The following is a 16,274-nucleotide window of genomic DNA, read 5'->3' as shown; positions in this document are numbered from 1 at the left end:
TCGTGTCCTCGACTGACACCTCTGGCTCCACGACCGGCTCCACGGCCGGTTCTTCTGCGGGGACCGCGGAGCGTCCGGGTGATCATCCGGAGGACCTGGTCCTGCTGAAGAACCTGCCGTACCGGCTGCGGGAATTGATCCCCGTGGCCGCGTCGGTCGGCCTCGGGATCACGATCCTCGTCCTGGTCGGTGGCATCACCGACCGGGGCGGGGACGCCCTGGGCCCACGGTTCTGGCCGACCATGCTCGCCTGGGCGTTGATCGGCCTCGGCGTCCTGCTGGTGTTCACGAACGTGCTGCGCGGGGTCCGCCCCTCCGACATCCCCGAGGACATGAACTGGTCCGGCATCGGCCGGATGGTCGCGACCTTCGCCGTGCTGATCGGCTACCTGCTGCTCTTCAACGTCCTGCAGTTCTGGCTGATCACCATGGTCGTCACCGTGGTGCTGCTCTTGCTCTACGGCATCCGGAACTGGAAGGTCCTCGTCTTCCTCCCGATCATCATCGGTGCCCTGCTGCACCTCTTGTTCATCGTCCTCCTGAAGGTGCCCCTGTGATCCCCGAACTCCTTCTCCAGCTGCCGCAGCTGCCTCAACTGCCGCAACTGCCCCTGCCCATCGCGGCGACCGCCGTCACCGACGGCATCGGCGTGGTCCTGCAGTGGGACACCCTGCTGTACATCGGCCTGGGCATGCTCGTGGGCATGCTGGTCGGCGCATTCCCCGGCGTCACGGCCACCATGGCCGTGGCCCTGGCCTCCGGCTTCACCCTGACCATGGATCCCATCCAGGGCCTGGCCGTCCTGCTGACGATCTACGTGGCCGCCCAGTTCGGCGACCGGGTACCGGCCATCCTCATCAACACCCCCGGTACCCCGGCCTCGATCGCGACCACCTTCGACGGCTACCCCCTGGCCAAACAGGGCAAGGCGGGCCTGGCGATGACCGCCTCCGCCTTCGGCTCCGCGTTCGGCATGGTCATCGGCATCATCGTGCTCTCGCTGTTCGCCATCCCCCTGGCCGGCCTCGCCCGCCAGTTCGGGCCACCGGAGATGTTCGCCCTCGTGGTCTTCGGCCTGACGATGATGATCGGCGTCTCCTCCGGCCGCATCTTCAAGGGCCTGGTCGCCGGCGCCTTCGGTCTGCTGCTGGCCACTGTGGGCCGTGACCCGATCACCGGTGACCAGCGCTTCACCCTCGGGATCCTGGAGCTCAACGGCGGAGTGCCCTTCATCCCCGTGATCATCGGACTGTTCGGTGTGGCCGAGGTCCTCAACCAGATGGTCACCCACCGCCGCAACGCGGTCCAGGACAAGCCCATCAACCAGCTGGGACAGTGGATGCCGGACCGGGCGATGTTCCGCCGGCTGGTCAAGCCCATGGGCATCGGCGCCGGCACCGGCTCCGTCGTCGGCCTGGTTCCGGCCGTCGGCGGGGACATCGCCGGCATCATCGCCTGGGACAACGCCAAGCGCTTCTCCAAGCGTAAAGACGAGTTCGGCAAGGGCTCCATCGAGGGCCTCACCTCCGCCGACACCTCGTCCACCGCCACCCTCGGCGGCTCCGTCACCACCACCATGGCGCTGGGCGTGCCGGGCGACTCGGTCATGGCCGTCCTGATCGGCTCCATGATGATCTGGGGCATCCAGCCGGGCCCGGCCCTGTTCACCAACGATCCCTCGCTGGTCTACACCCTGGCAACAATCCTGCTGGTGGCCACCGTGCTCTCGCTGGGCCTGTCCCTGGTCCGCATGAAGTCGATGGTGAAACTGCTCGAGCTGAAGAACCAATACCTCTGGATCATCATCCTGGTGTTCTGCATGGTCGGCACCTACTCCATCAGCAACTCGGTCTTCGACGTCTTCGTCATGCTGATCATGGGACTGATCGGGTTGTTCATGCTCCGCTTCGGCTTCCCCGCTGGACCGGCCGTCCTCGGCCTGATCCTCGGCCCCCTCGCGGAGTCCAACCTGCGGCGCACCCTGATCGGCGACGGCTGGTCCGGATTCCTCACCAGCCCCATCGCCCTGGTGCTCTTCGCCATCTCGGCCGCAGCACTCCTGCTGCCCCCGCTGCGCCAGATGCGCCTGCGCCGCAAGCAGGCCCTGAAGGACAAGGACGAGGGACTGTCCGTCCTGATCCCCTGACGGGATCTCCACCACCAACCACACCACCAACGACGACGGCGCCCCCTTCCATCAGGAAGGGGGCGCCGTTGCCTGTCGTCACCTCAGTGAGCCGATCGGCTCAGAACACCACCGGCTTGCCGGTGCGGGAGGATTCGTACACCGCCAGGAGGATGCGCAGGGACTTGGTGGCCTCCTCGCCCGTCACGGCGGGGGTGCCGCCGGCGCGGACGGCATCCACGAAGTCGGCCACCTGGGCCCGGTGCCACGGGATGAGGGCACCGTTGATGGTGGCCAGGTCCACGTTGGGGTTGAGCGAGGACGGCCAGGTCTCCTGGGCGCCGACGCTGTCCCCGGCCGCCCAGATGTCCACCCGGCCGTCGGTGCCCTCCGGGAATTCGGTCACCTGCGCGGTGGCGCCCGTGGAACCGGTGACGCGGACCTGGACGCCCAGTGACGGGGTGACGGCGGTGGAGGCCTGCACGGTGGCGATGGCCCCGGAGGCGAACCTCAGGGTCGCCACGGCCGAGTCCTCGACCTCGATGTGGTCGCCGTGCGCGAAGGTCGCCATGTGCCCGTGCACCTCGACCACCTCGCCCATGAACCACTGGAGCAGGTCGATGTAGTGGATGCCCTGGGTCATCAGCACCCCGCCGCCGTCCGAGTCCCAGGTGCCCCTCCAGGCTGTGGCGGAGTAGTACTCGGGTTCCCGGTGCAGCAGCACGGAGCAGTGGCCGAGGATCGGGGTGCCCAGCGTACCGTCGTCGATGGCCGTCCGGATCCGCTGGGCGGCGGGCCAGAACCGGCGCTGGAACAGCACGCCGAAGGTCACGGAGGCCTCGCGGCAGGCGGCTACCATCCGCTCGGCGGCCGCGAGGTCGATCGCGATGGGCTTCTCGCACAGCACGTGCACACCGGCGGCGGCCGCCTCCGTGACGACGGCCTCGTGGGTGGGGTGCGGGGTGCACACCGAGATCAGGTCGATCCCGCGCCCGTCCTCACCGCGCCAGCCCAGCAGATCCGTGACGGAGCCGAAGGCGTGCTCGATCCCATGGGCGGCGGCGACCGCACCGGCCCGCTCGGCGTCGATGTCACAGAGGGCCACCACCTCGACGTCCTGCAGGGCGCGGTAGGCCTCCAGGTGGTTGCGGAAGATCGCACCGCCTCCGGCGATGCCGACGCGCAGAGTGCGGACGGCCGACTCGGCGGTGGGTTCAGTGATGCTCTCCGAGCCTGTGGCGCTCATGCGTGGACGTCCTCCGTTGCGCTTCCTGCGGTCTGGGAGCCGGCATCCCCGCCGGTCTCCCCGCCGAGACTGGCTTGGGGCAGGCGGGTCCGGGAGAGGTGCCGGCCAGCGGCGTAGGCGCGGGTGACGGCCGAGCCGATCGTGGCCCCGCCGCCGGGATAGGCGTCCTTGAAGACGGTCGCCGAGCAGTTGCCGGCCGCGTACAGTCCCGGCAGCGGAGCCCCGTTCCAGTCCAGGACCCGTCCGTCCAGGTCGGCGCGCAGGCCGCCCGCGGTGCCCAGGGCGCCGGGATGCAGCTGCACGGCGTAGAACGGCGGGGCCGTGAGCGGTGCCAGGCAGGGGTTGGGGAGGTTCTGCGGGTCTCCCAGGTGCCGGTCCTGGGCGGAGGACCCCCGGCCGAACTCCGGGTCCTCGCCGCGTTCCGCCGCCGGGTTGAAGCGGGCCACGGTCTCCTCGAGGCCGGCCGGGTCCACCCCGATGAGCTGCGCCAGCTCGGCCAGCGTGTCCGCCCGGACCATCCAGTCCGGGGCCTCGGCCGGCTCAGCGAAGACCGGGTTCCCGGCGACGGGGTACCGGGAGACGAACCGCGAGTCCATCACCAGGTACGCCGGGATGTTGGCGTACTGGGAGGTCGCGGGGTCGATGTTCGCGAAGACCCGGGAGAAGTCGTGGTAGTTCAGGGCCTCGTTGACGAAGCGCCGGCCGGCAGAGTTCACCACGATGCCACCGGGCAGGGTGGCCTCCACATTGCCCATCCGCCCCGAGGGACGGCCGTCATAGGTGGCGCCGTGGGCGGTGATCACCGGCACGCCCCAGATGTCCGTGGTCTCCGTGAAGGAACCGCCCACGGACAGGCCCAGCTTCAGTCCGTCTCCGGCATTGCTCGGCGCGGAGATCGGGGTGACGGGGAATTTCAGCAGGGTGCCGGTCAGCTCGGGCGACCATTCGAAGCCGCCGGAGGCGATGACCACGGACGCGGCCGCGATCTCCCGCTCTCCGGCCACGGTCACCTGCCAGCCGCTGGTTTCAGTGTCGGTTTCAGTGTCAGCAGCACGCCGCAGTCCCGTGGCGGGGGCAGGAGCCGCGATCACGACGCCGGCCTCCCAGGCCGAGGCGGTCAGGGCACCCGCCAGCGCGCCGCCCATCGTGCGCACCCCGCGCTCGGCGCGGCCGGCGAGCAGGGCGGGATCGGGAGCCGCGCCATGCAGCTGGTCCCGCTCATCCATGGTGATCAGCGGCAGGTAGGTCGGTGGACGCAGCGTCTGGGCCAGTCCCGGCACCACGGAGGGATCGAACTCCCGGTGGTCCAGACCGCGGCCCCCGGCCGTGGCTCCGGGCCATTCCATGTGATAGTCGGGCCGGAAGAGCGGGGCGTAGTCCACCCGCGTGTTCTCATCCAGGAAGCGGACCGCCTCCGCGGCAGTGGAGACATACCAGGAGATCTCCTCCTCGGAGAGCTTCCCACCCGTGGCCGCGCGCAGGTAGGCGGCGGCGTCCTCAGGTGTGTCCGTGAAGTCACGCGATCCCATGAGGTGGTTGTCCGGGGCCCACATCACCCCTCCCCCGGCGGCGGTGGTGCCGCCGAGCCGGTCCGCCTTCTCCAGCACCAGGACCGAGGCACCGGCCTGGCGGGCCACCAGGGCCGAAGTCATCCCGGCACAGCCGGAGCCGATGACCACCAGGTCATAGCGCTCGGCGAGCTCCGGGACGGGGGTCAGGAGGGGGCGGTCTGCGGCGGGGCGGGTCTCGGTCATGGCCTGGTGTCTCCTTCAGTGGGGTCTTCCGCAGGGAAGTCGATCGCGATTTTCCCGACGCCGGCCGTGGGGTCCACGAGGGTCTCGAAGGCGGCGTCCAGATCCTCGAACACGAAACGGTGGGTCAGCAGGGCACCGATGCTGTCCTGGTGGCGATCCAGCAGCTCCAGCGCCTGGCCGATGAGGTTCTGCGAGTTGCGCGAGCCGAGCAGGTCGATCTCCTTGACCGGCAGGGTGCGCAGGGTCAGGCGCAGTTCCGCGTCGGAGATGCCGACACAGACCACACGGCCCGCCGTGGCCACCAGCTCCACCCCGGTGGCGACCGAGGCGGGGGCGCCGGTGGCGTCGATGACGAGGGACGGGCCGTCGCCGCGGGTGAGCTGGTCCAGCTCAGTCCGCTGCGCCGCCGTCGGGAAATCCCCGGGAGTGACGGTGAAGGTGCGGTCCGCGCCGAGGGCCGTGGCCAGCGCCAGCCGGGCCGGGTTCATGTCCGAGACGGTGACGTCGCAGCCGAGGTCCTTGAGGTAGACGGTGGCCAGGAGGCCGATCGGCCCGGCGCCGGAGACGAGGACCTTCTCGCCCGCCTGGGCGCGGCCGCGGTTGACGGCCTGCATGGCGATGGAGGCTGGCTCGGACATCGGTGCCAAGGACAGCTCCAGTCCGTCCGGAACCCGGTACAGCTTCTCCAGCGGGACAGCTTGCTCTGTCACCAGCGAGCCGTCCTCGTAGCAGCCGTAGACGCTCATGTGCCGGCAGGCGTTGACGCGTCCGATGGAGCAGGCGTGGCACTGCCCGCAGTAGAACATCGGGGAGATGGCCACCCGGTCGCCCACGGCCCAGCCGCCGGTCCCCGAGCCCGCGTGCACATCCGTGTCCGAAGGGTCGAGCGCGACGATCGTGCCGGCAGCCTCATGGCCCTGGATGATCGGCAGCTCGGTGGCGTAGTCGTCATCCCAGATGTGCGCATCGGTGCCGCAGAGGGTCACGGAGGCCATTCGGATGACCGCCGTGCCGGGCGCCGGCACCGGTGCCGCGATGCTGCGGTACTCGATGGTGCGGCGGCTCGTGGTCACGGCGGCGGTCGCCATGCTGGCAGCGCTGGCGGCAGTGCTGGCGGCGGGATCGGTGCTGGCTGCCGGGGCGGGGGTGGTCGAGGTCATGTGATTACTCGGCGCCCTCGATCGAGCCGAAGGCGATGTTCCACTTGCGCACCGTGCGCTCGGCGACGAAGCCGCCCTGGAAGAACGGATCGCCGTCCATGACCGAGGAGACCTCGTCCACGGACTCGCCCTTGATGATCAGCAGGGCGCCCAGCGGATCCCCCTCGGTCAGCCGTCCGGAGACCAGGAGCGTGCCCTGCTCGTGGAGCCCGGACAGGAACTCCACATGGGACGGGCGGGTGGCGACCATCTCCTCGGTCTCGGGGACGTAGGCGTAGGTGACGGCGTAGGCGGCCATGGGTACAGCTCCTCGGGTTGATGCACGCCGGTCTTGTGACCGGCATTACAGACCATCGTGCCGGGAAGAGACCCTCCACCGCCTCCGCCTTCCCATTGAATGGCAATGCGGAGTTCGGCCCTCATCCGGTCCTCAGGACGGCTCCCAGCCTGCGGATTTCCCCCGCGAGCCCATCTGGCGGGACAGCCCCCGCGCCGCAGCCAGCAGGACGGGGGCCTGGATCTGGAGGTTGATCTGATCCACCTCGGCGACGATCGAGATGGCGCCCAGGACCCGGCCTCCCGGTCCGAAGACGGGCGCGGCCGTCCCCGAGGAGCCGGGCACGGTGACCCCGCGCAGGTGGGCATAGCCGTCGGTGCGGGCCTGCGCCAGCCGGCGGCGCAGCCCCACCTCGGTGATGCCGGAATTGCGCGTGGCCTGGTCCCAGGTCGAGGTGAGGTACCGCTCCTGGAGTTGGCGCGGTGAGTGCGCCAGGATAGCCAGTCCCGGGGCTGTGGAGAGCACCGGCAATCGACCGGCGACCTTGGTCAGGTCCGTCGGGACGTCCTTGCTGATCAGTCGTTCCAGATAGATGATCGTGCCGTCGTCGTGGTCCATGATGGCCAGCGAGGTGTTCTGGCGTTGGGTGACATGCACGGCCTCCATGAATGGCAGCGCCGCCTGGCCGAACTCCTGATAGGTGGAGCTGCGCTGACCCAGTTCCCACAGCACCAGGCCGATCCGGAAGCGGCCGTCCGGGGTGCGCCGCAGCAGCCCCTCCTCGGCCATGTCCCCCGCCAGGCGGTGGGCGGTGGAGGAGGACAGGCCCGTGCGGACGGCCAGTTCGGAGGCCGTGAGTTCCGGGTGATCGGCATCGAAGGCGTGCAACACCCGCACGAGGCGCTGGATCAGCGATTCGCCGGAACGTGAGTTGGCCATCAGGAGCTCCCGGTCCTGGTGGTCTGCAACGGCTTCCCGGGCGGCGTCCGGGCCGAGGTCCGCAGCGAGGTCCGCAGCGTGCTGGAGGAGGCCAGCACCAGGGCCAACAGCGTGACGATGGCCCCGGTCATGACCTGCCAGGTCACCTCGGCGCCGCGCGTGGGCCACACCGCGTCCACCACCAGTGACCCGGCCAGTTGGCCGGCGACGAGCCCGAGGGTGAAGAGCAGCGAGCCGATGGTCCGCGTCAGCAGGGCCCCGCCGATCACCACCACGGAACCCAGCAGGCCACCGGTGTAGTACCACCAGTCCCCCGGGCCCCAGGGCAGTCGGGCCAGGCCTCCGGCCGCGATCTGCGGCGCGGCCACGGCCAGCAGGGCCATCGTCCCGATCAGGTAGTTGAACAGCACGAGCGGCTCGATCCGGCCCACGGCCGCACCCATCACCGCGTTCATCGCCATCTGGGGTGGCTGGAGCAGGCCGCCGGCGAGGACGATCAACAGGGGCAGGCCCAGGGCCAGCAGCAACTCAGAGCCCGGGGCCACTCCTGCACCCCCGGCACCCCCGAACCCGCCTCCGAACAGGCGCGGGGAGAGCGCCAGCCCGACGCCGGCCAGTCCCGCGAGCACGCCCACCGCCCTCCGCAGGCTCAGGCGGTGGCGCCCGGCGGGCACCCACCCGAGCGTGTCCATCAGCGTCGAGGAGAGCATCTGCCCGGAGATGAAGACGAGGGAGAACAGCGCGACCCCCACGAGGTCCACGGTGACGGCCTGGCCGTACACGGCGAAGGCACCGAGGAGCCCGGAGAAGACGAACACCCACGGGAACCGCCCCGTGGCCGCACCCCGGACCAGCTGGACCACCCCGCGGCGGTTCACCCGGACCAGGCCGTTGACGAGCAGCATCAACACCAGGCCGGAGCCGAACGTCACCGTCGCGGCCAGGGAGGCATCCCCCAGCTCGGCCCTCAGGGCACCGGTGATCCGAGCCTGGACCGCAATCGCCACGCCGCCGGCCAGCGCCAGGAGCAGTGACAGGGTCCTGCCCATGGGTGTGCCTCCTCGTCAGGCGGTCAGTCGGTCCCGGCCGCGTGGCGTGCGGCCACCCAGCCGAAGGTCATGCCGGAGCCGACCTGGGAGCCGGCCCCGGGGTATTCGCTGCCCATGACGGAGGCAGCGTCATTGCCGGCAGCGTACAGGCCTTCGAGCGCCTCGCCGTCCCGGCCCATCACCTGGGCCTGGGCGTTGATCTGAATCCCATAGGCGGTGGCCAGCGGGGTCGGCACCACGGCCACGGCGTAGAACGGGCCCTGCCGGATCGGTCCGATGTTCGGGTTCGGCGTGTGCTCCGGGTCCCCGGCCACCCGCCCGAACATCAGCTCACCCTTCTGGAAGTCCTCGTCCACACCGGACTCGGCGAATCCGTTGTACCGGCGGACGGTCTCCTCGAGGCCGGCGGGGTCCACGCCAATCCCCTCGGCCAGCTCCCGCAGGGTGGAGCCGCGGTGGAGGTAGCCGCTGTCGATGTACTTCTGCAGCATCGCGGCGGGCAGATGCGGCATGGTGATCATGCCGAGGCCGTACTTCGCCAGGGTGCGCGAGTCCACCACGAGCCAGGCCGGGACGGTCGGCACCGTCTGGTGCGAGGCATACATGGCCCGCACGAAGCGGTGGTAGGAGTGCGATTCGTCCACGAAGCGCCGGCCGGCGGAGTTGACGGCGATCAGGCCGGGCTTGGCCCGGTCCCAGATGTGCGGGAAGACCACGGTGGAGCCGTCCGCCCGGGTCCCGATCGAGGACGGGAACCACAGCGCGTTCTCGCCGTTGTCCGTCCCCGCCGCCGCGCCGACGGCCTCGCTCAGGCGCAGGGTGTCACCCGTGGCGCCCTCCCCCGCACGGGAGAATTGCGGCGTGGGCTCCGGGAGGAACCTCTCCCGCAGCTCGGGGCTCTGGGCGAACCCGCCCGCGGCCAGCACCACGCCGCGCCGGGCCCGGATCCGCAGTTCGCGGCCTCCATGGCCCACGACGGCGCCCGTCACCCTGTCATGGTCCCGCAACAGCTTCGTGGTGTACGCGTTGCGCCACACCTCACCGCCCCGGCCGAGCACCTCGGCGTACATGCGGGCCACGAGGGCATTGCCCATCACCAGCCGGGTACCGCGCGGATTCCGCACCATGTCCAGGGCCCAGCGTGCCCCCAGGCTCAGGGCCGTGGCGCCGGCCTTCGCCGTCTTGCCGGCCTTCTTGGAGAACAGGCCCAACAGAGTGCCGACCTCGGCCCGACGCAGCATCATGGTCCCGCCCATGAGCGCGAACTCGGGCACCGGGGGCCGGACGTGGCGGAAGCGGTTCCGGCCCAGCGTGCGGCCGTCGAAGGGCTCCGGCTCCAGGGCGCGCCCGGTCTGGCCGGTCTCCGGCAGCTCCGAGTGGTAGTCCACCACGGCGGGTGACCGCCGGAACGTCACCCCCAGATCCTCCATATAGCGCAGCATCGCGGGACCGTTGTCCAGGTACGCCTGACGCAGCGCCTTGTCCGACTTGTCCCCCACCAACCGGTCGAGGTAGCGCTCGGCCTTCTCGGCGTCGTCCGTGATGCCGTCCTCACGCTGGAAGTGGTTGTTGGGGATCCAGCAGGTTCCGGCCGAATAGGCCGTCGTGCCGCCGATGTAGTCGGTCTTCTCCAGGACCAGCACCGACAACCCCTCCTGGACGCCCGTCAGGGCGGCAGCGAGGCCGGCGGCACCGGTGCCGAGCACCAGGAGGTCCACCTCGTGATCCCACGGCGCGAGCGTCGGAAGCGTCGTTGCGGAAGGGTTCTCGGTCATGGGCCTGCCTTGTTCTGCCTGAGTTGCGTTGGTCTGCGTTCTGCCCAGGGCTGCGTCGAAACTGGATACGGTGCCGCGCCCGTGACGCGGCTCACGGTCCATCGTCGCCCACCTCCACCGCAGCCGGGAGGTTGATTCCCATTGAATAGGAACCGCAGGAGTTGGAGTGGGGAGCCTCTCTCAGGCCTTCTTCTGCCAGGCGGGGTGCGTGGCCACCGGCACGAAGCCCAGCTCCTGGTTGGCGCGTAGGATTGCGCCGTTCTCGGCGGCGTTCCAGGTGTAGAGGCGTTCGGTCTCAGGCCTCAACCGCAGCAGCTGCGAGACGTTGACGGCCTTCAGGAGCACAGCGAGTCCCCGGCCCCGGTGCTCCGGGAGGACCAGGGTGTTGCCCTGGTAGGCCGCCTGGGGCAGGTCGGCGAAGGTCTCGATGTCCGAGTGCCCGACGAGCTGACCGCTCGACCGGTCGCGTGCCGCCGTCGTGATGTTGGTCAGTCCCATCTCGCGGCGCGCCCGCTCCTCGGCTCGCAGCCGGGGCACATCCCAGTGCTCGGCCACCCGCTCCAGGGCACCGGCGGGCGCCTCGGCCGCCATCCGGCCGAGCAGCCCGGCCATCGCACCGGCATCCTCCTCCGAACAGGCCCCCTCCCAGCCGACCAGGTCATAGCCGTGCTCCTCGGCGGCGCCGGAGCCGGATTCGGCCACCAGGGCGGCACCGGCTGCCTCCCGCAGATCCAGCACGGACGTCCACTCCATTTGGGCCAGCTCGTAGCCGTGGGCGGCGGCGAACGCCGCATCCGGCGCCTGCCAGCGGACCCGGTCCCGGCCGGCGTCGGGCACCGATTCCGACGGTGTCCGGACCACCGGGGTCAGCCCGGTCTCCAACGAGGTGCCGGAGACGAACACCGGACCGGATCCGACGGCGGCCGGGTCCACCAGGGCATTGTCCGTCCAGGACTGCAGGACGGTGCGTCCGCGCCGCACCGCTTCGGCCTCGGCCTCGCGCAGCAGGGCAGACCCCACCCCCCGACGCCGGAAGTCGGGGTGCACGGCCACGTTGACCTCGGCTGTGGTGGGCTGGGGGGTCGGCTGGGCATCCGCCGAGGCGCCCGGCTCCCAGGGCAGGCTCAGGGCGGCATACCCGATGATGCGGTCCGGGCGGTCCCCGGCCAGGGGCTCGCGGGCGACGGCGTAGGAGGTGCGCACGTCATCCCGGGAGGTGGCCCCGGCCAACTGGTTCTCCGGGGAGACGTAGAAGTCGTTGTTGCCCCAGAACAGGGACGTCACCAGGTTGGCGAGTTGTGTCACCTGCAGGAAGTCCGCCGTGGTGGGCGGCATCGGCAACCGCGTCTGGTCCAGGGCGTCGGGAAGGTCCAGCCATTTGATCCTCATGGTGTTCATGATGCCGCACCGGGCTGTGTGACCGGGTGCTTTAACGCATCAGGGCCGGAACCGCGATCTCTCGCTGGTTCCGGCCCTGATGATGAAGCTGGTGAAACGCTGCTGATGAAGCCGTTGATCAGGCCTGAGCGGACGCCTCAGTCTCGATCTTGACCACGTTCGGGTCCACCCGGATGCCGGGGCCGAAGGTCGTCGAGATGGTGGCCTTGGAGATGTACCGGCCCTTGGACGCGGACGGCTTCAGGCGCAGCACCTCCTCCAGGGCGGCGGCGTAGTTCTCGGTCAGCTTGTCAGCATCGAAGCTGGTCTTGCCGATGATGAAGTGCAGGTTCGAGTGCTTGTCGACGCGGAAGTCGATCTTGCCGCCCTTGATGTCGGTCACGGCCTTGGCCACGTCCGGGGTCACCGTGCCGGTCTTCGGGTTCGGCATCAGGTTGCGCGGGCCGAGGACCTTGCCGAGACGGCCGACCTTGCCCATCATGTCCGGGGAGGCCACGGCGGCGTCGAAGTCGGTCCAGCCGCCCTGGATCTTGGCGATCAGGTCGTCCGAGCCCACGAAGTCGGCGCCGGCGGCCTCGGCCGCTGCGGCCTTGTCACCGGTGGCGAAGACGACCACGCGGGCGGTCTTGCCGGTGCCGTGCGGCAGGTTGACGGTGCCGCGCACCATCTGATCGGCCTTGCGGGGATCGACGCTCAGGCGGAAGGCGACCTCCACGGTGGCGTCCGACTTGGACGGGTTGGTGTCCTTGGCCAGGGCGATGGCCTCGACGGGACCGTAGATGTCCTCGCCGATCTTCTCCTGAGCCGCCTTGTATGCTTTGCTGCGCTGTGCCATCTGCTTGTTCTCCTTATGCAGTCGTGGTCTGCGGGTCGCGCGCGACCCTGCCACTGGAATGAGCTGTGTTGCTGGGTACTGAAAGTGCTGTTTCCGTCAGCCTTCGACGGTGATGCCCATGGAGCGGGCGGTGCCGGCGATGATCTTGGCCGCAGCCTGGACATCGTTGGCGTTGAGGTCTTCCATCTTGGTCTGGGCGATCTCCTCGCACTGGGCCTGGGTCAGCTTGCCGACCTTGTCCGTGTGCGGGGTGGAGGAGCCCTTGGCGACCTTGGCAGCCTTCTTGATGAGCTCAGCGGCCGGCGGGGTCTTGGTGACGAAGGTGAACGAACGGTCTTCGTACACGGTGATCTCGACGGGGACGACGTTGCCACGCTGGGATTCCGTCGCAGCGTTGTACGCCTTGCAGAACTCCATGATGTTCACGCCGTGCTGACCGAGCGCAGGGCCGATCGGAGGGGCCGGGTTGGCGGCTCCTGCCTGGATCTGCAGCTTGATCAGGCCTGCGACCTTCTTCTTGGGGGCCATAATCGGGTCCTTCTTCTGTAACTTCTTGCGTGTTCCCCGGAGCACAGGAGCGTGTTCCGGAGCTGGTGGCCACCGTGGCGCGGTGACCGGTCCGCCACCGTCCGGCCAAAGCAGCCGAAGCAACCGGAGGGGGCGAAGTCTGGGGGTGCCTACTACCGGATCTTCGTGACCTGGTTGAAGGACAGGGTGACCGGAGTCTCGCGCTCGAAGATGGTCACGAGGACCACGAGCTGCTGGGACTCGACCTTGACCTCGGAGATCGTGGCCGGCAACGTCTCGAACGGGCCGTCGTTGACGGTGACGGACTCGCCGACCTCGAAGTCGACCTCGATGGCCGGGGCGGACGTCTCGGAACCCGCCGGGGCGGGCCGGCCCTCGGCCTGGGCGGCCTTGGTGGCCTCCTGCATGACCGAGGGGGCCAGCATGGAGTGGATCTCGTCGAGGGAGAGCGGGAACGGGTCATGGGCGTTGCCCACGAATCCGGTGACGCCCGGGGTGTGGCGGACCACGCCCCAGGAGGCGTCCGTCAGGTCCATGCGGACGAGCACGTAACCGGGGATGCGCACCCGGTTGACGAGCTTGCGCGTGGTGTTGCGGATCTCCACGACCTCTTCCATGGGGACTTCGATCTCATAGACGTAGTCCTCCATCTCCTGGGTCTGGACTCGCGTCTCCAGGTTGGTCTTCACGCGCTTCTCGTAGCCCGCGTAGGTGTGGATGACGTACCAGTCTCCGGGCTGGCGACGCAGGCGGGTGCGGAGCTCCTCGGAGGGGTCGACCTCCGGCTCGGCCTCGGCGGCCGGCTCGGCCTCGACCGGCTCCACGTCCAGGGAATCCTCGCCCGCCAGGTCGGCGTCGGGCCGATCGGCGGACTCAGCGCCGCTCTGGGCCAGGTCTTCCTCCTGCAGGGTCATCTGGCCCTGGTCCTCGGCGGATGCCTCAGGGGTGACCTCACGGGTCTCAGCCTGGGGATCGACCTCCGGCTCGGCGGCCTCGTCGTAGCTCTCGTCGATGCCGTCGGCCTCGATCGCCGGGTCCACGGCGACCTGCGGGTCGACGTCAGCCTCCGGCTCCTCGGAATCGGCCGGCTCAGCCGGTACGACGGGCTCACCGGCGACGGCGGCGTCCTCAGCAGTCTTGGGGTCCTGAGACGGCTGGGACTGCTCCTCTTCGAGAGCGTCAGCCTCAGCGAGGGCGTCGGCCTGCGGTTCGAGTTCCTGCTCGGACACTGGTTCCTGCTTTCTTCACGCGTTCAACGTACTTCCGGCAGGGCATGCGTCCACCGGCGGGAAGCGTCAGGCGCTGCCGTCGCCGAAGACGAAGGAGGCGCCCATGCCGAACAAGAAGTCCAACAAGGTCACCAGCAAGATCATGAAGATCACGAAGGCGAGCACGACGCCCGTGAGCTTCACCAGCTCCTCACGGGTGGGGGTGACGACCTTCTTGAGCTCGTCCACCACCTGCCGCAGGAACAGGGCGATTCTGCCGAAGAGACCTCGCTTCCGCGGCGTGCCGGGGTTCTGGTTCCCGGTGCTGTTCGCAACTGCCTCGGTCACGTGGCCTCACTTGCTAGGTCGACACTGAAACTGTCCTGCCGGGGGCTTCTCGGATCACCGAAAGACCACCCTGCGCAGGGTAGACAGGACTCGAACCTGCAACCTGCGGTTTTGGAGACCGCTGCGCTACCAATTGCGCCACTACCCTAGGGGCCGGACGTGATTTCCCACGGCACGGCTCAGCCTGGTGCTTTTCAACACCGGGGATCAACTTTACGCCATCGGGGGCAGTGAGTCGAACCGGCCACTTCTCCAGGGTGCTCAGACCGGCACACACGGGCACATACCGGCACACACAGCCACAGCTGTGCCGCGTACCACTAGGCTGGATCGCGACGACCCCCGGAAACCGCCCGCCGGAAGGACCCCATGTCTAGCTCGCTGTCCACCTCGCAGCCCACCCCGCCCCGCAGCCGCGTCTCCGAGCGCATCGGCTCGATCGCCGAATCCGCCACCCTCGCCGTCGACGCCAAGGCCAAGGCTCTCAAGGCCGCCGGGCGACCGGTGATCGGCTTCGGCGCCGGTGAACCTGACTTCCCCACCCCGGGGTACATCGTCGAGGCTGCCGTGAACGCCGCCCAGGATCCCAAGAACCACCGCTACTCCCCCGCCGGCGGCCTGCCCGAGCTGAAGCAGGCCATCGCGGAGAAGACGCTGCGTGACTCTGGATTCGAGATCGAGCCCCAGCAGGTCCTGGTGACCAACGGCGGCAAGCAGGCCGTCTACAACACCTTCGCGACCCTGCTGGATCCGGGCGACGAGGTCATCGTCCCCACCCCGTTCTGGACCACCTACCCCGAGTCCATCCGCCTGGCCGGCGGCGTGCCGGTCGAGGTGTTCGCCGGCCCGGAGACCGGCTACAAGGTCACGGTGGACCAGCTCGAGGCCGCGGTCACCGAACGGACCAAGGTGCTGTTGTTCAACTCCCCGTCCAACCCCACCGGTGCCGTGTACGACCCGGAGGAGACGGCCGCGATCGGGCAGTGGGCCGTATCCCGCGGCCTCTGGGTGGTCACCGACGAGATCTACGAACACCTCACCTATGACAACGTCCCCTTCACCTCGATCGCCGCCGCCGTGCCGGAGATGTCCGAGCAGGTCATCATCCTCAACGGCGTGGCCAAGACCTACGCCATGACCGGCTGGCGCGTGGGATGGATGGCCGGCCCGGTGGACATCATCAAGGCGGCCACCAACCTGCAGTCGCATGCCACCTCGAACGTCGCGAACGTCTCCCAGCGCGCAGCCCTCGCCGCCGTCGCCGGCCCGCTGGACGCCGTCGAGGAGATGAAGACGGCCTTCAACCGCCGCCGCAAGGCCATCGTCGAGGGTCTCAACGCGGTGCCCGGATTCTCCTGCCCGACGCCGGCCGGCGCCTTCTACGCGTACGTGGACGTCCGCGGCGCGCTGGGCGATGGACACCAGCACCAGACATCAGCGGAGCTGGCCGGCTACATCCTGGACGAGGCCGAGGTCGCCGTCGTGCCCGGCGAGGCCTTCGGCCCCTCGGGCTTCCTGCGCCTGTCCTACGCCCTGGGCGACGACGACCTCGCCGAGGGCATCGACCGGATCCAGCAGCTCCTCGCCCGCTAGCCTCCCCTCCCAGCTCACCCCTGCCCGTCGGCCCTCCCC

The 16,274-nt window shown here is 69.5% G+C and carries 16 protein-coding genes and 1 tRNA gene; 4 read left to right on the top strand and 13 right to left on the bottom strand.

Annotated features, from left to right (window positions below; genetic code table 11):
* The first annotated feature begins 2 nt into the window (after nt 1-2).
* Both IEX49_RS10085 and IEX49_RS10080 read left to right on the top strand, forming a co-directional pair.
* Entirely contained in the window at nt 3-557 is a 555-nt protein-coding gene (locus IEX49_RS10085; protein WP_188806033.1) for a tripartite tricarboxylate transporter TctB family protein, read from the top strand.
* Nucleotides 554-2,146, top strand: coding sequence for a tripartite tricarboxylate transporter permease (locus tag IEX49_RS10080; protein WP_229672522.1), 1,593 nt, complete (start codon nt 554-556; stop codon nt 2,144-2,146). Before IEX49_RS10085 ends, IEX49_RS10080 begins: the two co-directional genes overlap by 4 nt.
* A gap of 100 nt (nt 2,147-2,246) precedes the next feature.
* Here the strand turns inward: IEX49_RS10080 and IEX49_RS10075 are convergent, their stop codons facing one another.
* Genes IEX49_RS10075 through IEX49_RS10065 form a run of 3 tightly spaced genes read right to left on the bottom strand, consistent with a single transcriptional unit; the run spans nt 2,247 to nt 6,120 of the window.
* Nucleotides 2,247-3,371 carry a Gfo/Idh/MocA family protein gene (locus IEX49_RS10075; protein WP_188806032.1) on the bottom strand — a complete coding sequence of 375 codons (1,125 nt, stop codon included), beginning with the start codon at nt 3,369-3,371 and terminating at the stop codon, nt 2,247-2,249.
* Nucleotides 3,368-5,125: an FAD-dependent oxidoreductase gene (locus IEX49_RS10070; RefSeq protein WP_188806031.1), complete on the bottom strand. Its 1,758-nt coding sequence runs from the start codon at nt 5,123-5,125 to the stop codon at nt 3,368-3,370. The genes IEX49_RS10075 and IEX49_RS10070 overlap by 4 nt, the downstream gene beginning before the upstream one ends.
* A complete protein-coding gene (locus IEX49_RS10065) occupies nt 5,122-6,120 on the bottom strand; it encodes a zinc-binding dehydrogenase (RefSeq protein WP_229672520.1) in 999 nt (332 codons plus the stop codon). Before IEX49_RS10065 ends, IEX49_RS10070 begins: the two co-directional genes overlap by 4 nt.
* Nucleotides 6,121-6,124: 4 nt before the next feature.
* Here IEX49_RS10065 and IEX49_RS16835 point away from each other — a divergent pair, with 4 nt between their 5' ends.
* On the top strand, nt 6,125-6,289 hold the full coding sequence (locus IEX49_RS16835) for a hypothetical protein (RefSeq protein ID WP_229672518.1): 165 nt from the start codon (nt 6,125-6,127) through the stop codon (nt 6,287-6,289).
* Here the strand turns inward: IEX49_RS16835 and IEX49_RS10060 are convergent, their stop codons facing one another.
* From IEX49_RS10060 to IEX49_RS10015, 10 genes are all read right to left on the bottom strand, one after another.
* Entirely contained in the window at nt 6,290-6,583 is a 294-nt protein-coding gene (locus tag IEX49_RS10060) for a YciI family protein (RefSeq protein ID WP_188806029.1), read from the bottom strand.
* 132 nt (nt 6,584-6,715) lie between these two features.
* Complete coding sequence (locus IEX49_RS10055; protein ID WP_188806028.1) at nt 6,716-7,501, bottom strand: IclR family transcriptional regulator; 786 nt, start codon at nt 7,499-7,501, stop codon at nt 6,716-6,718.
* Nucleotides 7,501-8,550 (bottom strand): DMT family transporter, encoded by a 1,050-nt coding sequence (locus IEX49_RS10050; RefSeq protein WP_188806027.1) that lies wholly within the window; start codon nt 8,548-8,550, stop codon nt 7,501-7,503. The genes IEX49_RS10055 and IEX49_RS10050 overlap by 1 nt, the downstream gene beginning before the upstream one ends.
* 23 nt (nt 8,551-8,573) lie before the next feature.
* Nucleotides 8,574-10,325: an FAD-binding protein gene (locus tag IEX49_RS10045; protein ID WP_188806026.1), complete on the bottom strand. Its 1,752-nt coding sequence runs from the start codon at nt 10,323-10,325 to the stop codon at nt 8,574-8,576.
* 180 nt (nt 10,326-10,505) lie between these two features.
* Nucleotides 10,506-11,714, bottom strand: coding sequence for a GNAT family N-acetyltransferase (locus tag IEX49_RS10040; RefSeq protein ID WP_188806025.1), 1,209 nt, complete (start codon nt 11,712-11,714; stop codon nt 10,506-10,508).
* Between the two features lie 127 nt (nt 11,715-11,841).
* Entirely contained in the window at nt 11,842-12,558 is a 717-nt protein-coding gene (gene rplA, locus IEX49_RS10035; RefSeq protein WP_188806024.1) for a 50S ribosomal protein L1, read from the bottom strand.
* Nucleotides 12,559-12,654: 96 nt separating this feature from the next.
* Nucleotides 12,655-13,086 (bottom strand): 50S ribosomal protein L11, encoded by a 432-nt coding sequence (rplK, locus tag IEX49_RS10030; RefSeq protein ID WP_115931918.1) that lies wholly within the window; start codon nt 13,084-13,086, stop codon nt 12,655-12,657.
* 152 nt (nt 13,087-13,238) lie between these two features.
* Nucleotides 13,239-14,099 (bottom strand): transcription termination/antitermination protein NusG, encoded by an 861-nt coding sequence (gene nusG / locus IEX49_RS10025; RefSeq protein WP_373286718.1) that lies wholly within the window; start codon nt 14,097-14,099, stop codon nt 13,239-13,241.
* 282 nt (nt 14,100-14,381) lie between these two features.
* Nucleotides 14,382-14,642: a preprotein translocase subunit SecE gene (secE, locus tag IEX49_RS10020; protein ID WP_188806023.1), complete on the bottom strand. Its 261-nt coding sequence runs from the start codon at nt 14,640-14,642 to the stop codon at nt 14,382-14,384.
* A gap of 75 nt (nt 14,643-14,717) precedes the next feature.
* Nucleotides 14,718-14,790 (bottom strand) — tRNA-Trp (locus IEX49_RS10015).
* A gap of 221 nt (nt 14,791-15,011) precedes the next feature.
* Between IEX49_RS10015 and IEX49_RS10010 the strand changes: the two genes are divergently transcribed.
* The gene (locus IEX49_RS10010; protein WP_188806022.1) at nt 15,012-16,235 is read left to right on the top strand and encodes a pyridoxal phosphate-dependent aminotransferase; all 1,224 of its coding nucleotides are present in this window, start codon (nt 15,012-15,014) and stop codon (nt 16,233-16,235) included.
* The last annotated feature ends 39 nt before the right edge of the window (nt 16,236-16,274 follow it).

It is taken from the genome of Citricoccus zhacaiensis (assembly GCF_014645315.1).
In the GTDB taxonomy this organism is placed as follows: domain Bacteria; phylum Actinomycetota; class Actinomycetes; order Actinomycetales; family Micrococcaceae; genus Citricoccus; species Citricoccus zhacaiensis.
The sequence above is the reverse complement of the archived record's forward strand: the minus strand, read 5'-3'. Positions and strand labels throughout refer to the sequence as shown.

Bases quoted from the DNA above. Each gene is read 5' to 3' on its own strand.
- IEX49_RS10075 (WP_188806032.1), bottom strand. From the start codon at position 3,371: ATGAGCGCCACAGGCTCGGAGAGCATCACTGAACCCACCGCCGAGTCG.
- IEX49_RS10070 (WP_188806031.1), bottom strand. From the start codon at position 5,125: ATGACCGAGACCCGCCCCGCCGCAGACCGCCCCCTCCTGACCCCCGTC.
- IEX49_RS10065 (WP_229672520.1), bottom strand. From the start codon at position 6,120: ATGGCCTCCGTGACCCTCTGCGGCACCGATGCGCACATCTGGGATGAC.
- IEX49_RS16835 (WP_229672518.1), top strand. From the start codon at position 6,125: ATGACCGCCGTGCCGGGCGCCGGCACCGGTGCCGCGATGCTGCGGTAC.
- IEX49_RS10060 (WP_188806029.1), bottom strand. From the start codon at position 6,583: ATGGCCGCCTACGCCGTCACCTACGCCTACGTCCCCGAGACCGAGGAG.
- IEX49_RS10055 (WP_188806028.1), bottom strand. From the start codon at position 7,501: ATGGCCAACTCACGTTCCGGCGAATCGCTGATCCAGCGCCTCGTGCGG.
- IEX49_RS10050 (WP_188806027.1), bottom strand. From the start codon at position 8,550: ATGGGCAGGACCCTGTCACTGCTCCTGGCGCTGGCCGGCGGCGTGGCG.
- IEX49_RS10045 (WP_188806026.1), bottom strand. From the start codon at position 10,325: ATGACCGAGAACCCTTCCGCAACGACGCTTCCGACGCTCGCGCCGTGG.
- IEX49_RS10040 (WP_188806025.1), bottom strand. From the start codon at position 11,714: ATGAGGATCAAATGGCTGGACCTTCCCGACGCCCTGGACCAGACGCGG.
- rplA (WP_188806024.1), bottom strand. From the start codon at position 12,558: ATGGCACAGCGCAGCAAAGCATACAAGGCGGCTCAGGAGAAGATCGGC.
- rplK (WP_115931918.1), bottom strand. From the start codon at position 13,086: ATGGCCCCCAAGAAGAAGGTCGCAGGCCTGATCAAGCTGCAGATCCAG.
- IEX49_RS10010 (WP_188806022.1), top strand. From the start codon at position 15,012: ATGTCTAGCTCGCTGTCCACCTCGCAGCCCACCCCGCCCCGCAGCCGC.